The 14,010-nt window shown below is 67.5% G+C and carries 15 protein-coding genes; 10 read left to right on the top strand and 5 right to left on the bottom strand.

Features of this window, described 5'->3' with window-relative positions; all coding sequences use genetic code 11:
* Nucleotides 1-4: 4 nt before the first annotated feature.
* From EJO66_RS06705 to EJO66_RS06685, 5 genes are read right to left on the bottom strand one after another with little or no spacing between them, the layout of a single operon-like run.
* Nucleotides 5-3,376: a pilus assembly protein gene (locus EJO66_RS06705; RefSeq protein WP_223262228.1), complete on the bottom strand. Its 3,372-nt coding sequence runs from the start codon at nt 3,374-3,376 to the stop codon at nt 5-7.
* Between the two features lie 20 nt (nt 3,377-3,396).
* Nucleotides 3,397-4,161, bottom strand: a complete 765-nt coding sequence (locus EJO66_RS06700) for a pilus assembly PilX family protein (protein WP_223262229.1) — start codon at nt 4,159-4,161, stop codon at nt 3,397-3,399.
* Nucleotides 4,158-4,961 carry a PilW family protein gene (locus EJO66_RS06695; protein WP_124958077.1) on the bottom strand — a complete coding sequence of 268 codons (804 nt, stop codon included), beginning with the start codon at nt 4,959-4,961 and terminating at the stop codon, nt 4,158-4,160. Before EJO66_RS06695 ends, EJO66_RS06700 begins: the two co-directional genes overlap by 4 nt.
* Nucleotides 4,958-5,497 (bottom strand): type IV pilus modification protein PilV, encoded by a 540-nt coding sequence (gene pilV / locus EJO66_RS06690; protein WP_240648522.1) that lies wholly within the window; start codon nt 5,495-5,497, stop codon nt 4,958-4,960. The genes EJO66_RS06695 and pilV overlap by 4 nt, the downstream gene beginning before the upstream one ends.
* Nucleotides 5,498-5,512: 15 nt before the next feature.
* Complete coding sequence (locus EJO66_RS06685) at nt 5,513-6,226, bottom strand: GspH/FimT family pseudopilin (protein ID WP_240648521.1); 714 nt, start codon at nt 6,224-6,226, stop codon at nt 5,513-5,515.
* On the opposite strand from EJO66_RS06685, the gene ribD reads away from it, so the two are divergent.
* From ribD to EJO66_RS06635, 10 genes are read left to right on the top strand one after another with little or no spacing between them, the layout of a single operon-like run.
* Nucleotides 6,220-7,347: a bifunctional diaminohydroxyphosphoribosylaminopyrimidine deaminase/5-amino-6-(5-phosphoribosylamino)uracil reductase RibD gene (ribD, locus tag EJO66_RS06680; RefSeq protein WP_124958078.1), complete on the top strand. Its 1,128-nt coding sequence runs from the start codon at nt 6,220-6,222 to the stop codon at nt 7,345-7,347. The genes EJO66_RS06685 and ribD overlap by 7 nt on opposite strands.
* Nucleotides 7,348-7,402: 55 nt before the next feature.
* Nucleotides 7,403-8,068 (top strand): riboflavin synthase, encoded by a 666-nt coding sequence (locus EJO66_RS06675; RefSeq protein WP_124958079.1) that lies wholly within the window; start codon nt 7,403-7,405, stop codon nt 8,066-8,068.
* Entirely contained in the window at nt 8,065-9,219 is a 1,155-nt protein-coding gene (gene ribBA / locus EJO66_RS06670) for a bifunctional 3,4-dihydroxy-2-butanone-4-phosphate synthase/GTP cyclohydrolase II (protein ID WP_124958080.1), read from the top strand. The genes EJO66_RS06675 and ribBA overlap by 4 nt, the downstream gene beginning before the upstream one ends.
* A gap of 5 nt (nt 9,220-9,224) precedes the next feature.
* Nucleotides 9,225-9,695: a 6,7-dimethyl-8-ribityllumazine synthase gene (gene ribH / locus EJO66_RS06665; RefSeq protein WP_125964786.1), complete on the top strand. Its 471-nt coding sequence runs from the start codon at nt 9,225-9,227 to the stop codon at nt 9,693-9,695.
* Entirely contained in the window at nt 9,692-10,240 is a 549-nt protein-coding gene (gene nusB, locus EJO66_RS06660) for a transcription antitermination factor NusB (RefSeq protein ID WP_124958082.1), read from the top strand. The genes ribH and nusB overlap by 4 nt, the downstream gene beginning before the upstream one ends.
* The gene (locus EJO66_RS06655; RefSeq protein WP_124958083.1) at nt 10,237-11,433 is read left to right on the top strand and encodes a pyridoxal phosphate-dependent aminotransferase; all 1,197 of its coding nucleotides are present in this window, start codon (nt 10,237-10,239) and stop codon (nt 11,431-11,433) included. The genes nusB and EJO66_RS06655 overlap by 4 nt, the downstream gene beginning before the upstream one ends.
* Complete coding sequence (locus EJO66_RS06650) at nt 11,430-11,888, top strand: YbgC/FadM family acyl-CoA thioesterase (RefSeq protein WP_124958084.1); 459 nt, start codon at nt 11,430-11,432, stop codon at nt 11,886-11,888. Before EJO66_RS06655 ends, EJO66_RS06650 begins: the two co-directional genes overlap by 4 nt.
* Nucleotides 11,885-12,607: a protein TolQ gene (tolQ, locus tag EJO66_RS06645; protein ID WP_012748214.1), complete on the top strand. Its 723-nt coding sequence runs from the start codon at nt 11,885-11,887 to the stop codon at nt 12,605-12,607. The genes EJO66_RS06650 and tolQ overlap by 4 nt, the downstream gene beginning before the upstream one ends.
* Nucleotides 12,608-12,623: 16 nt before the next feature.
* Entirely contained in the window at nt 12,624-13,061 is a 438-nt protein-coding gene (locus tag EJO66_RS06640; RefSeq protein ID WP_124958085.1) for an ExbD/TolR family protein, read from the top strand.
* A 3-nt stretch (nt 13,062-13,064) separates the two neighbouring features.
* On the top strand, nt 13,065-13,991 hold the full coding sequence (locus tag EJO66_RS06635) for an energy transducer TonB (protein ID WP_124958086.1): 927 nt from the start codon (nt 13,065-13,067) through the stop codon (nt 13,989-13,991).
* Nucleotides 13,992-14,010 lie beyond the last annotated feature (19 nt).

Genomic DNA, 14,010 nt, shown 5'->3' with positions numbered 1-14,010 from the left:
GTCATCAATTCGACGAGATCAGGTTGCGCCAGCCGAAGCGGCGCACGGCTTGCGGCAGCTCGGTCTCGTTGCAGCCGCCGGCCGCATTGCAGATCACGTGCTTGCCTTTTTCCGCGGCGTTCTGCGGCCGAAAGACGATGTCGTCCCGGCCTGAATGGTTCCGGAAGCCGAGGTAGCTGCCCAGCGCGCTGGTGGACCCGTTGTAGGCGATGCCGTCGGGGACCACGCCGCTGAAGAAGTCGATCACCATCGACCAGCCGTCGTCGCTGGTGCCCGCCGCGCAGTCGAGCGAATTGCTCGCCGAGCCGGGAATGGTGGACGAGAACAGGCCCGCGCTGCCGCTCAGCGCATCGCCCGGATAGACGATGCGTTCGCCGGCGGCTCCCAGTTCGAGGTACCAGCCGCGCTTGCCGCCCGAGCCGCTGTAGCTCACGCCGTGGCGCGACGCGGTGCGGAATTCCACCTCGCCCTCCTTCACCGTGCCGGTCCCGATGGTCTGCGCCACCAGGTCGGCCAGCGCCGCTGTGCCCGTGCTGCCGTTGGCGCGGTCCCAGATGCCGTACAGATACTGCTTGGCGCTGCTGCTTTCGTCGCCGGCGGCAAACAGCCGGCCGGTGCCGAACATCACCATGTAGCCGCCGCGCGGATGGTCGACGACCAGCGGCGCGGCCGTGATCGGCTGCATGGCGCCTGCGGCGAACAGCGGCACGTTGTCCAGGCTCGACGCGGTTGCGCCGGAGCCCAGGGTGGCCTTCCAGCCGCTGCTCTTGCCGCTGCTCAGGTCGAACTTCCAGAGGTTGCCGAGCAGGTCGCCGGCATAGACGTAGTCGACCTTGCCGTCGCCGTTGCGGTCCACCACCTGCGGCGCCGAGAGCCCGTTGCCGGTGCCGGCCGACTGCGTGGCCGGCGCCGGGATCTTCAGCACGGATTTGTCGCCGTCGAGGTACTGGATCCACAGCATCGCCTTCTCGTTCGTGCTGTTGTAGCCGTTGCCCAGGATCACAGCCCTGCGGCCGTTGTTGAGCGGCGCCACCTGCAGCGCGCGCTTGGAAAAGGAATCGAGCACGGGTTGCTGGAACTGGTGGCCGAGGTCGTCGTCGGCGACCTCGGTGGTGTCGATCAGGGCCACGCCGGCGGCGTTGGTCTCGCCGATGTTCTCGGGCTTGGTGACGTCAAGCACGAAGTAGCCCTTGCCGCCCGCCCCCAGCGTCCCCACGAGGAAGGACTTCCACAGCTTCGCCTTCTCGGTGTCGGTGGCCTTGGCGTCGGCGGCCGAACCCATGTAGATGTCGGCCACGAACGGGCTGCCGTCGACGTAGTACCTGTGCGAGTAGGTGCTCTCGCTGAGCTTCTTGAGGCGGGGCGCCGCCGCCGTGCCATAGACGCCTTCGGGCACGTAGGCGAACGCCTCCTGGCCGGTGCCCGCGTTGAAGGCATGCAGCATGCCGTCGTTGGCACCGACATAGACCATCGGCGTGCGGTCGATGGTCGAGGCGAATGCGGCGTAGCCCTCATGGGTGAAGCCGCTGCTGGGCTTCCCCACGTACCAGACGCTGGAGCCCACGATGTCGCCCAGCACATGGCCGCGCTTGCGCAGGCCGAGGCCGGCGCCCTCGTTGCTGCGGTCGCCGCGCAGGAAGTCGAGCACGCCCTGGCCGAGCGCGGTGCTTGCCGCGTCGATGCCGGTGCTGCCCTTGAGCGCCGCCTTCTGCGCCTCGCTCAGGCTGGCCCATCGGAACGGCACGCCGGCACCGGTGGCCGCAGCGCTGGTGGCCGTTGCCGCGGTGGTACCCGAGAAGCTCAGCACCTTGCGATCGCGGTCGTGCGCACCGGCCACGGCCATGCGCGCATCGAGCAGTTCGCGCGCCGACCACGCGGGCGCGGCGGCCAGCTTGCCATTGCTGCCGAACGGCGTGGCCGTCAGCTTGCCCGACCAGTCGGCCGTGTCGTAGCCGGCCTGGTAGGCCGAGGTGGCAGTCGAAACCCTGGAGCCGCTGGCCGAGATCGAGGTCAGCGGGGTGCTGGTGTTGAACAGAATCTGCGAAAGGATGGATCGGAAGGCATCGCCGAGCGCCTGCGCATTCGCGGCCGGCGTGAAGGTGCCGCGGCTGTTGAGCGCAGCGTGCCAGAGGTCCATGCGCACGGCGGAGGCGTTGGCGGTGAGCTCGTGGTAATAGCCATAGGCGCCGCTTGCGGAATGCCACCTCCCCGGCGCCGCCAAGGTGCTCGCCAGCGGATCCTTCCAGGTGATCGAGCCATCGACCAAGCGCGCATAGTCCCCGCTGTAGGTCGGCTGCGACGCGTCCGCCGAAACGGCCGGCGCGCCCGTCCACGACGAGGCAGCGCCAAAGCCGATGGTGTAGGTGTTCGGGTGTTGCCAGGTGGCGGGATCGTTCCTGGGGTTCCAGTACTCGGGAACCGTTGCCGTTCCTACGGTCACGTCGCCGGGCTCGGCAACGACCTTCTTGACGTTGTTCGACACGGTGGGTTGCAGGTCGCTGGCCCAGTAATGAAAGGCCATGTCGGCCAGTGTGGGCCGGTATTCCGCCGTCGGCCACCATCCAGAGGCGTCTTTCTCCCAGCTGTTGTTGACCGCACCTGCATCGTCCTTGTAGGGCGCGCGCGGCACGTAGGCCACGGCATCAGGCAAGGCGCGACTCGCTCCATCCGCATTGCCGATGGCCGGCATGCCGAGTGCCGCGGGGTCCGGATTGAAGCCGAACAGGTTGTAGTCGCCGTCGGTCATGAAGATGTGGAAGGACTTGCGGCAGCTCGATTGGGTGGCGCCCTCCACACCCGGGTCATCCGAGTACGGGCTGTACTTACCGGTGGTCTTCATGTATTCGCCAGCACGGGTCATCATCGCGTGCAGGGGCGTTCCACCTTCCGCGTCCAGGGCATCGACCCAGCTCATGAAATTGGCGCGGTGCGTGTCGTCCAGCGAACGCATCAGGTTCGCGTTGGCTTGGCCGTTGAGAAGGCAGCGGCCGGCCTGATAGGTCCCAACTGCGCTGCCGCCGAAAAAGCCGACGCAGTTGTCGTTCTTGCCGCCCTTGTTGTTGTTCATCGCCTGCCAGGAAAGGCGGATCCGGTCGTTGGGGATGTTGGCCGCCGAGAAGTTGTCCCTGAGCGCGGTCTTCAGCGCTTCCAGCCGCGTGGGAATTCCAGCCGGCGGCGCCCAGCTTCCATCCGACGCCCGCGACGACCACGCCATGCTGCCCGAGTTGTCGACCGACACGATCACGTTCGGCGCCGGCTCCTTGACCGCCGTGTTGCGCGGCGCCTGGGTCAGCGGATATGGCGCGGCGTGCCCGGCGGTCTGCGCCAGCACCAGGCCGCACAGCACGGCGTTCCTCGAAAACCTGTGGATGTTCATATCTATTCTTCCCGCCATGCTCAATTCACTTTCCTGACCGCGGCCGGGTCGAAGGACATCTGCAACAGGACCCGCGTGCCGCCACCCGTGCTGGCCGTGCGTGCGCCGGTGGAAAGCGCGGTGATCCGGTACAGTGGCTCGCCGCTGCGCGCGCGGTCAATCACCTCGATCCAGTACCTCGCGCTGGCCAAGGCCGGATTGCCAGCGGTCGGCGCGCCCGTGAATTGACCGTAGGCGGCGTACTGGTCCACGTAGGCGGAACGGGTCCAGAACCGGTAGGCCTCGCTGCCTGAAGCGGCGCCCACGGAGTCGGTCCCGGCGAAGTAGCAGATGCCACGCTCGCAGCTGTTGGCGCCCTTCCCCACGTAGGCGGTGACCCAGCCGGTATCCCGATCGGGAAACACGCGGGTGTCCGCGGCCTTGCGGCAGGGCGAGTCCACGAGCGCGGAGCACGCCACGTAAGTCTGGGTCGTGGCGTTGAAGGCCAGTTGCCGGATGTCGCGCTCGGCATCCAGCAGCGCGGCTTCGGCGGCCTCGAAGGCGCGCTGGTAGTCGCGCTGGTTGCCCGCCATCGATTCGAGCAGTTGGGCCGTCCGCGCGCCACCCACTGCTAGCAACGCCGAGAGCAGCAGCATGATGAGCACGATGAACAGCGAGACCCCCCGCTGCTGCGCCAGGTATTTGCCAGAAACACCGCGGAACCGGCTTTGCCGGGCCGCTGGTGTTACCCCCTGCAAGGGGGATGGCGAAGCGACACGAAGTGCGCGAAGACTGGGGGTGGTCATAGGTTGCGCAGTGCGAACACCGCCGTATAGACGCGGCGCAATTTGCCGTCGCTGCTGGTCCGCGACGAACCATCGCAATCGACGTAGCTGCCGCCGGGGTTGCTCCTGGAAGTGCCGGCAAGCTGCAGGCACACGCGCACCGTGCGAACCTGGTCGAAGCTCGCTACGTTCGTGGCCGTCACGTAGCGCACCACGCGTTCGGTTCCGGCATCGCCGATGCCGTACATGACATCGAAGCGCTCGACGCCGTCGATGATCGGCTGCGGCGTGGTATGACCGCTGCCCTTGCACCGCAAGGCGCCGTTGACCACGTAGAACTCGCTGGTGATCAAACGCACGTTCGCGGGGTCCGCGGGATTGCCGGGGGTGTACTCTGCGCCCGCCGAGTTCTTGGCCGCCTGGCCGAGGCAGTCGTGGAAGTAATCCGGGTTCGGCGCAAAGCCGACTTTCAGCGTGTCGTTCACCGAACCGGCAGCTGCCTCCTGCCCCTGGATCGCGAAGAAAGCCGGCTCGTTCGCGAGCTTGGTGTTCGCATTGACGTCGAAGTAGTACAGCGGCCCGGTGGCATCGATCGGGAAGTAGCCGGCCTGCCGGATCTGCTGGCCCAGCAGCCTGAACGCCAGCGCCGACGACTGGTGCAGCGCATTGACATCGTCGCCCGTCATGGCGGTGCTGCGCGTGCCGAGCATGCTGGCCATCGCGGCCAGCACCACCAGCATGCCGATGATCAGTGCAACGAGGATTTCGACCAGCGTGAAGCCGGCCTGCCGCAGGCGGCGAGCAAATGTCTTGTTGCTCATAGCTGGGGCACCGCAACGATGGCTTCCTGGCAGGCCTTGCCGGCCAGGCAGTTCCAGGCCGAATCGGATGCGATCGGGTTGACTGCAGCGGGCTCGTCCCAGGCGATGTGCACGAACAGCAAGCCGCCGACCGCCTTCCTGCTCTGCACGTCGGCTACGTCGCCCGGCAACGCGCTCGCCACCCTGTGCTTCCAGGCCCACAGGTCGTGGGCGGCCAGTTGAGCCGCGGTGCAACTGGCTTTGGACCCTGCGCACGAGGGGGTGGGTTCGGTGGCGTCCGCCGCCGCCCAGTCGGCCACATAGGGACTGGCCGATGCGGCGCCGGTCACGGGGTTCGCACGGATGCGATCGGCCATGTCTCCAGCCAGCTGCGCGGCGATGTTCTGATTGCTCGCACCTACGCTGTCGGAAAGCACGCGCAGCTGGAAGCCCGCCAGCGCGAGCAGGCCGAACGAGAGCACGAGAATGGCCACCAGGGCCTCGATCATCGAGAAGCCCGCCTGGCCGCGCGGCGCGCGAATCGAATTGCTCGGCACGTTCCGCTCCTCCCGTCAGCACCGCCGAACGCGCCAGCCGAGCGACAGGCACACAACGACATCGTTGGACGAACTGGCGCTTCCCACCGGATGGAAGCTGATCCGGGCGACGCTCGAAAAATGACCCATGGGATCGAAGGCCATGGACCCGACCGCGCTCTTCTCGATCGCAACGCGCGTGTCGGGGTCTTGCCGCTGGAGGATTTCGAGCCCGTCGCCGCTGCCGACCACTGTTTCCCAGCCGCAGCTCCAGTCTGCGCCGCTGCACTCCGCGCGCTGCCGGATGGTCACGGCCTGCCCGCGCCGAGCCGCTTCTGCGCGCGCATGGCTCACGCTCGCCATCAAGGCTGAAACCATGCCCTCGACGCGGTACTTCTCGATCAGGCTGTTGAAGCTGGGCAGCGCCAGTGCCAGCAGGATGGCCATCAGTACGATGACGACCATCATTTCGACCAGCGTGAAGCCGTGTGGCCGTCCGCCTCGGTAGAAATGCGTCCTCACGGACGCGCAGAATCCGTTTTTCATGTTGTACCGTCCGCCGCCTCGCCAAAGTGGCTGGAGCGGCGGACGTTTTCTCCCTGATTGCAATTTTTCAAAAATTCTATTTGGCGAATTCTTATTGACGATCCGCCAAACGACGAACGGTCGAAATAAACGGATCAATGGATCATTGGCCTCAATTGTTTTAAATTGATTTCCAAATAGATTTGATTTAATAAAAAATGACAAATGCAAATGAAATTGTGAATTTCATGGCCCAGGCCCTGGACCTCGCGCGCCAGGCCGGGCCTGAGACCGACCCCAATCCGCGCGTCGGCTGCGTGCTGGTGGACGCGAACGGCACGGTGATCGGCCAAGGGCACACCCAGCAGGTCGGCGGCCCGCACGCCGAGGTCATGGCGCTGCGCGATGCCGCGGCGCGCGGCCATTCGGTTGCCGGCGCCACCGCCTTCGTCACGCTCGAGCCCTGCGCGCACCATGGCCGCACCGGCCCCTGCTGCGATGCGCTGGCGGCGGCGGGCATCGGCCGGGTGGTGGCGTCGATGGCGGACCCCAACCCGCTGGTCGCCGGCCAGGGCTTCGAGCGATTGCGCGCCGCAGGCGTGGCGGTCGAGGTGGGGCCGGGCGCGGAGGAAGCGCGCGAACTCAACATCGGCTTTTTCAGCCGCATGGTCCGCAAGTCGCCCTGGGTGCGACTCAAGGCCGCCGCCTCGCTCGACGGCAAGACCGGCCTGCGCAACGGCGTGAGCCAATGGATCACCTCGGAACCGGCGCGTGCCGACGGCCATGCATGGCGGGCGCGGGCCAGCGCGGTGCTGACCGGCGTGGGCACGGTACTGGAGGACGATCCCCGGCTCGACGTGCGGTTGGTGCAAACCAGCCGCCAGCCGCACGTGGTGGTGGTCGACAGCCAATTGCAGACGCCGCCCGGCGCGCGGATCTTCATGGCCGGCCGCCCCGTCTGGATCTACGCCGCGGCGCAGGACGGCGCCAAGGCCGCCGCGCTGGAAGCGCGCGGCGCCACCATCGCCTACCTGCCCAATGCACAGGGCAAGGTCGACCTGGCCGCGATGCTGCGGGATCTGGCCCGCCGCGAGGTCAACGAGCTCCACGTCGAGTCCGGCCACAAGCTCAACGGCTCGCTGCTGCGCGAGGGACTGGTCGACGAGCTGCTGGTGTACCTGGCGCCCAAGCTCATCGGCGACGGGCTCGACATGGCCTCCGGCATCCACGCCGGCGGGCCGCTGGCCGACCTGGCCGGCGCGCTGCCGCTGGAATTCAGGACCATCGAGCAGATCGGGCCGGACCTGCGGATCGTGGCCCGGGTCGCCGGAAGGGACGCTTTCTAGCGGGCGAATGCAGGCGCCCGCCGGGCGGACCCAGGATGTCTGCGAAAATGCGTGGATGTTCACCGGAATCATCACCGGCGTGGGGCGCATCGCCGCCATCCACGACCTCGGCCCCTCCTCCTCCTACGGCAAAAGACTCGGCATTGCGGTGCCCGACGGCTACCTCGACGACGTCGGGCTCGGCGACAGCATTGCGCTCAACGGCGCGTGCATGACCGTGACCACGCTCGACCCCGCCCGGCAGCAGTTCACCATCGACATCTCGGCCGAATCGCTCGACAAGACTGCGGGACTGACCGCGGAAGGCGCCCGCATCAACCTCGAGAAGGCGCTGCGCGCCAGCGACCGGCTGGGCGGCCACATCGTCTCCGGCCACGTGGACGGCATCGGCACGGTCAGCCACTTCGCGCCGGTCGGCGAAAGCTGGGAGCTGCGCGTGGTGGCGCCGCCCGCGCTCGCGCGCTTCCTGGCCTACAAGGGCTCGATCACGATCAACGGCGTGAGCCTCACGGTCAACAGCGTGAGCGACATCGAAGACGGCGCGGAAATCAGCATCAACCTGATCCCGCACACCGTCGACAACACCTCCCTCGGCAGCCTGCAGGCCGGCTCCAAGGTCAATCTCGAAATCGACACCGTGGCGCGCTACGTGGAGCGCATGCTCCAGGCCGGCGTCCTGGTGCCGACTCCTTCCACGTATTCCAAGGACACAGCCGAATGAACGCTTCCGTCACGCCCATCGGCGCTCCCCGCGGCACGCGGGCGCCCGCGCCGATTTCCTCGGTCGAGGAGATCGTGGCCGAGCTCGCTGCCGGCCGCATGGTGATCCTGGTGGACGAGGAAGACCGCGAGAACGAAGGCGACATCGTCATTGCGGCCGACCACATCACGCCCGAGGCCATCAATTTCATGGCGCGCCATGCGCGCGGGCTGATCTGCCTCACGCTCTCGCGCGAGATGTGCGAGCGGCTGCAGCTGCCGCCGATGGTGTCGCGCAACGGCGCCAAGCATTCGACGGCCTTCACCGTGTCCATCGAGGCGGCCGAAGGCGTGACCACCGGCATCTCGGCGGCCGACCGCGCGCGCACCGTGCAGGCGGCCGTGGCGCGCAACGCCGTGGCCAGCGACCTGGTGCAGCCCGGCCACATCTTTCCGCTGCAGGCGGTGGACGGCGGGGTGCTGATGCGCGCCGGCCATACCGAAGCCGGCTGCGACCTGGCCGCGATGGCCGGCTGCTCGCCCGCCTCGGTGATCTGCGAGGTGATGAACGAGGACGGCACCATGGCGCGCCTGCCCGACCTGCAGATCTTCGCGGCCGAACACGGCCTCAAGATCGGCACCATTGCCGCGCTCATCGAGCACAGGAGCCGCACCGAATCGCTGGTCGAGAAGGTCGGCTGCCGCGAGATCCAGACCGCCTGGGGCAGCTTCACCGCCCACGCCTTCACCGACAAGCCGAGCCGCGGCGTGCACCTGGCGCTGGTGCGCGGCCAGTGGGCGCCGGAAGACACGGTGTCGGTGCGCGTGCACGAGCCGCTGTCGGTGCTCGATGCGCTCGAAATCAACCGTTCGCTGCACTCGTGGAGCCTGGACGCCAGCCTCGCGCACATCGCGAACGAGGGCAAGGGCGTGGCCGTGCTGCTCAATTGCGGCGAAACGGCCGGCGAGCTGCTTGCGCAATTCGACGGCACCGCACGCCCTGCGCAGGCACCCGAGCGCGGCCGCATGGACCTGCGCAGCTACGGCATCGGCGCGCAGATCCTGCGCGAATGCGGCGTGCACAAGATGAACCTGCTCGGCACGCCCCGCCGCATGCCGAGCATGGCCGCGGGCTACGGCCTCGAAATTGCCGGCTACCTCACGAAAGACTGACCACCATGCAAGGTGCAAACAAGGGCGCTGACCACAACACGCCGCTCGACGGAAAAGGCCTGCGCATCGGCATCGTGCAGGCGCGCTTCAACGCCGACATCACCGATGCGCTCGCCGCCGCCTGCCTCGCCGAACTCGAGAGGCTGGGCGTGGCCGCGGAGGACATCCATCATGTGCAGGTTCCCGGCGCGCTCGAAGTGCCGGTCGCGCTGCAGGCCATGGCCGTGCGCGGTGGCTACCACGCACTGGTGGCGCTGGGCTGCATCATCCGCGGCGAGACCTACCACTTCGAACTGGTGGCCAACGAATCGGGCGCGAGCGTGAGCCGCGTGGCGCTCGACCATCGCCTTCCCATCGCCAACGCGATCCTCACGACCGAAAACCTAGCGCAAGCCGTCGCCCGACAGACCGACAAGGGCCGCGATGCGGCCCAGGTGGCTGTCGAGATGGCGCGGCTGCTGGCCTCCCTCACATGACCGAAGACAACAACAACAAGGCAGCCGGCGCCAAGCCGCGCCCGGCGCGGCAAGTGCGTACCGGCCTCACCAGCACCGGCGCGCGCAAGGCCTCGGCCAAGTCGAACCGCAGCCGCGCGCGCGAGTTCGCGCTGCAGGCGCTCTACCAGCACCTGGTGGGCCGCAACGACCCGACCGAGATCGACCACTTCACGCGCGACCTCGCGGGCTTCCACAAGGCCGACGCCGCGCACTACGACGCGCTGCTGCACGGCTCGATCGAAGGCGCCGAGCAGCTCGACGCATTGATCCGTCCGCTGCTGGACCGCAAGTTCGAGGAGATCTCGCCGATCGAGCACGCCGTGATGTGGATCGGCGTGTACGAGTTCCAGCACTGCCTGGACGTGCCATGGCGCGTGGTGCTCAACGAGTGCATCGAGCTTGCCAAGGAATTCGGCGGCACCGACGGCCACAAGTACGTGAACGCCGTGCTCAATGGCCTGGCGCCGCAATTGCGCGCCGCCGAAGTCGAGGCCGACCGCGCCTCGGGCAAGGCCAGGACGTGAGAATTTCGGCGCGCGCACAGCGCATCGAACCCTTCTATGTGATGGAGGTGGCCAAGGCCGCCGGCGTGCTCGCACGCGAGGTGGCCCACACCGACCGGCCGATGATCTTCCTGAACATCGGCGAGCCCGACTTCACCGCCCCGCCGCTGGTGCAGGAAGCCGCCGCGCGTGCCGTGCGCGCCGGTGCCACGCAGTACACCCAGGCCACCGGCCTGGACCTGCTGCGCGAGCGCATCAGCGGCTGGTACGCACAGCGCTTCGGTGTCGACGTGCCGGCCCGCCGCATCGTGGTGACCGCGGGGGCTTCGGCTGCGCTGCAGCTGGCGTGCCTGGCGCTGATCGAGTCCGGCGACGAGATCCTGCTGCCCGACCCCAGCTATCCCTGCAACCGCCACTTCGTGAGCGCCGCGGACGGCAAGGCCGTGCTGGTGCCGACCACCGCCGAAGAGCGCTTCCAGCTCTCGGCCGCCAAGGTCGAGGCCGCCTGGACCGACAAGACGCGCGGCGTGCTGCTCGCCTCGCCCTCCAACCCGACCGGCACCTCGATCGCGCCCGATGAACTGCGCCGCATCCACGAGGTGGTGTCGCAGCGCGGCGGCATCACGCTGATCGACGAGATCTACCTGGGCCTCTCGTACGACGATGCCTTCGGGCAGACGGCATTGGCCATCGACGACAACGTCATCAGCATCAACAGCTTCAGCAAGTACTTCAACATGACCGGCTGGCGCCTGGGCTGGCTGGTGGTGCCCGAGGCGCTGGTGCCGGTGGTCGAGCGGCTCGCGCAAAACCTCTTCATCTGTGCGAGCACCGTGTCGCAGTACGCCGCGCTGGCCTGCTTCGAGGCCGAGAGCATTGCCGAATACGAGCGCCGCCGCGCCGAGTTCAAGGCGCGCCGCGACTGGTTCATTCCGCAGCTGAATGCGCTGGGCCTGAACGTGCCGGTGGTGCCCGACGGTGCCTTCTACGCCTGGGCCGATTGCACCGCGGTCGCCGAGAAACTGGGCATCTCGGGCAGCTGGGACTTCGCCTTCGAAACCATGAAGCGCGCCCACGTGGCCGTGACGCCGGGCCGCGACTTCGGCACGGCCGAGACAAGCAGGTTCGTGCGCTTCTCCACCGCCAGCTCGATGGCGCACCTGCAGGAATCGGTCGAGCGCCTGCGCGCCATGATCGCGAACCCCGCCCGATGAGCTACGCGTTTCCGATCCGCGTCTACTGGGAAGACACCGACGCCGGCGGCATCGTGTTCTACGCCAACTACCTCAAGTTCATGGAGCGCGGCCGCACCGAATGGCTGCGCTCGCTGGGCGTGGAACAGCGAAAGCTGCGCGAGGAAACCGGCGGCCAGTTCGTGGTGAGCGAAACGCAGCTCAAATACCATCGCCCCTCCCGGCTCGACGACGAACTGCTGGTTACAGCCGATCTCCGACAACTGGGCACGGCGTCGTTGATAATCGGTCAACGCGTGCTATCAAAAACAGAGCAGGAACGAATGGGGGCCGCGGCGCCCGTTCTGCTGTGCGAAGGCACGATCCGCATCGGCTGGGTGGATGCCTCCACATTGCGTCCTGCTCGGATACCAGTCCAAGTTGCGGGAACCCTCGAGCGCTGCGGCGGCTCCATGACTCAACCTTTCAAGCCATGAACCAAGACCTCTCCATCATCAATCTCCTGCTCCATGCGAGCTTCGTGGTGCAACTGGTCGTGCTGCTGCTCGTGATCGTCTCGATCGCCAGCTGGGCCGCGATCATCCGCAAGTACTTCGCGCTGCGCCGCATGCGCGCGCTCAACGACGACTTCGAGCGCGAGTTCTGGTCGGGCACCAGCCTGAACGAACTGTTCGCCTCGGCCGCGCAGAACGCCAAGTTCGCGGGGCCCATGGAGCGCATCTTCGCCTCGGGCATGCGCGAGTACCAGAAGCTGCGCGAGCGCCACGTGAGCGACGCGCCCACGCTGCTGGACGGCGCCCGCCGCGCCATGCGCGCGAGCTTCCAGCGCGAACTCGACGCGGCCGAGCAGAACCTGTCGTTCCTCGCCACCGTGGGCTCGGTGTCGCCGTATGTCGGCCTGTTCGGCACGGTCTGGGGGATCATGCATGCCTTCACCGGCCTGGCCGCGCTCGCGCAGGTGACGCTGGCCACCGTGGCGCCCGGCATTGCCGAAGCGCTGGTGGCCACCGCCATCGGCCTGTTCGCCGCCATTCCGGCGGTGGTGGGCTACAACCGCTTCGCACGCGAGATCGACAAGATCGCGATTGCCCTCGAAACCTACATCGAGGAGTTCTCCAACATCCTGCAGCGCAACCTCTCGGCCAACCCGGCCGCGGTGGCGTCGGCAACTTCGGCGGCTCCGGCCAACCGCTGAGCGGAGGTTACAGCCCATGCCCGCAGTTTCATCCCGGGGCCGAGGCCGCCGCACGATCAACGAGATCAATATGGTCCCGTTCATCGACGTGATGCTGGTGCTGTTGATCATCTTCATGGTCACCGCGCCGCTCATCACGCCGAGCGTGATCAACCTGCCCTCGGTCGACCGCGCCAACAAGCAGCCCGACAAGCCGATCGAGATCGTCATCAAGAGCGACGACGAAGCGCAGATCAAGAAAGACCCGTCCGCCGGCAGCGGCGGCACGTCCGTTCCCATGACCCAGATCGGCTCCGCGGCCAAGACCGCCCAGGGCGGCGACGACCAGCGCCCCGTGGTCATCAGCGCCGACAAGTCCGTGAAGTACGAAACCGTCGTGAAGGCGATGAACCAGCTCAAGCGCAGCGGCATCGAGCGCGTGGGCCTGTCCGTCACCACCACGGGCGGCAAATAAGGCATGTCGCTCGCCCTGGATCGCCCCGAGTTCGCACCACCGCCGCAGCGCGGCACGCCGCGCGCGGTGCTGCTCGCGCTGATTGCGCACGCGCTGCTGATTGCCGCGCTGACGTGGGGAGTGCGCTGGCGCAGCGATGCCGACGAAGGCGCCGTCGATGCGGAGCTGTGGTCTTCCACGGTGCAGCAGGCCGCGCCGCGCCTGTCGGCGCCGCAGGCACCCACGCCCGCTCCCGCGCCTCCGCCGCCTGCTCCTCCTCCGCCGCCGCCCCCGCCTCAGGTGAAGGCACCCGAGCCCGCGCCGCCGCCGCGTGCGCCGGACATCGCGCTCGAGCGCGAGAAAAAGCTCAAGGAAGAAAAGGAACAGAAGGAGCGCGAGCTCGAGCGCCAGCAACAGCAGCGCAAGAAAGAGCTCGAGGCCAGGCAGCGCGCCGAAGACGAAGCCGAACGCAAGAAGGCGCAGCAGCAAAAGCTCGCCGAGCAGCAGAAGAAGCAGCAGGAAGCCGAGGCCAAGCAGGCCGAAGCGAAGAAGCAGCAGGAAGCCGCAGCCAAGCAGGCCGCGGCCGACCGCGCGGCAACGCTCAAGCGCATGCAGGGCCTCGCGGGCGCGAGCGGCAGCGATGATTCCAAGGGCACGGCGATGCGCTCGTCAGGGCCGTCGAGCGGCTATGAAGCGCGCATCGCCGCGGCGGTGCGGCCAAACATCACCTTCCCCGATGCTGATACTGTGAACGGCAACCCCCCTGCCGAGTTCCTAGTGAATCTCGCGCCGGATGGCACCATCGTCGGCGTCAAGTTGACCAAGTCGAGTGGATTGCCCAATTGGGACGAAGCCGCCGAACGCGGCCTGCACAAGACCGACAAACTGCCGCGCGACACCGATGGACGCATTTACCCATCGCTGATCGTGGTGCTCAAACCTAAGCGCTAGCGGCGGCGGCGCCGCCTTC

The sequence above is a fragment of the Variovorax beijingensis genome, from assembly GCF_003951285.1.
In the GTDB taxonomy this organism is placed as follows: Bacteria; Pseudomonadota; Gammaproteobacteria; order Burkholderiales; family Burkholderiaceae_C; genus Variovorax; species Variovorax beijingensis.
Note: the sequence above shows the minus strand (reverse complement) of the source record. Positions and strands in the feature narration are given on the sequence as shown.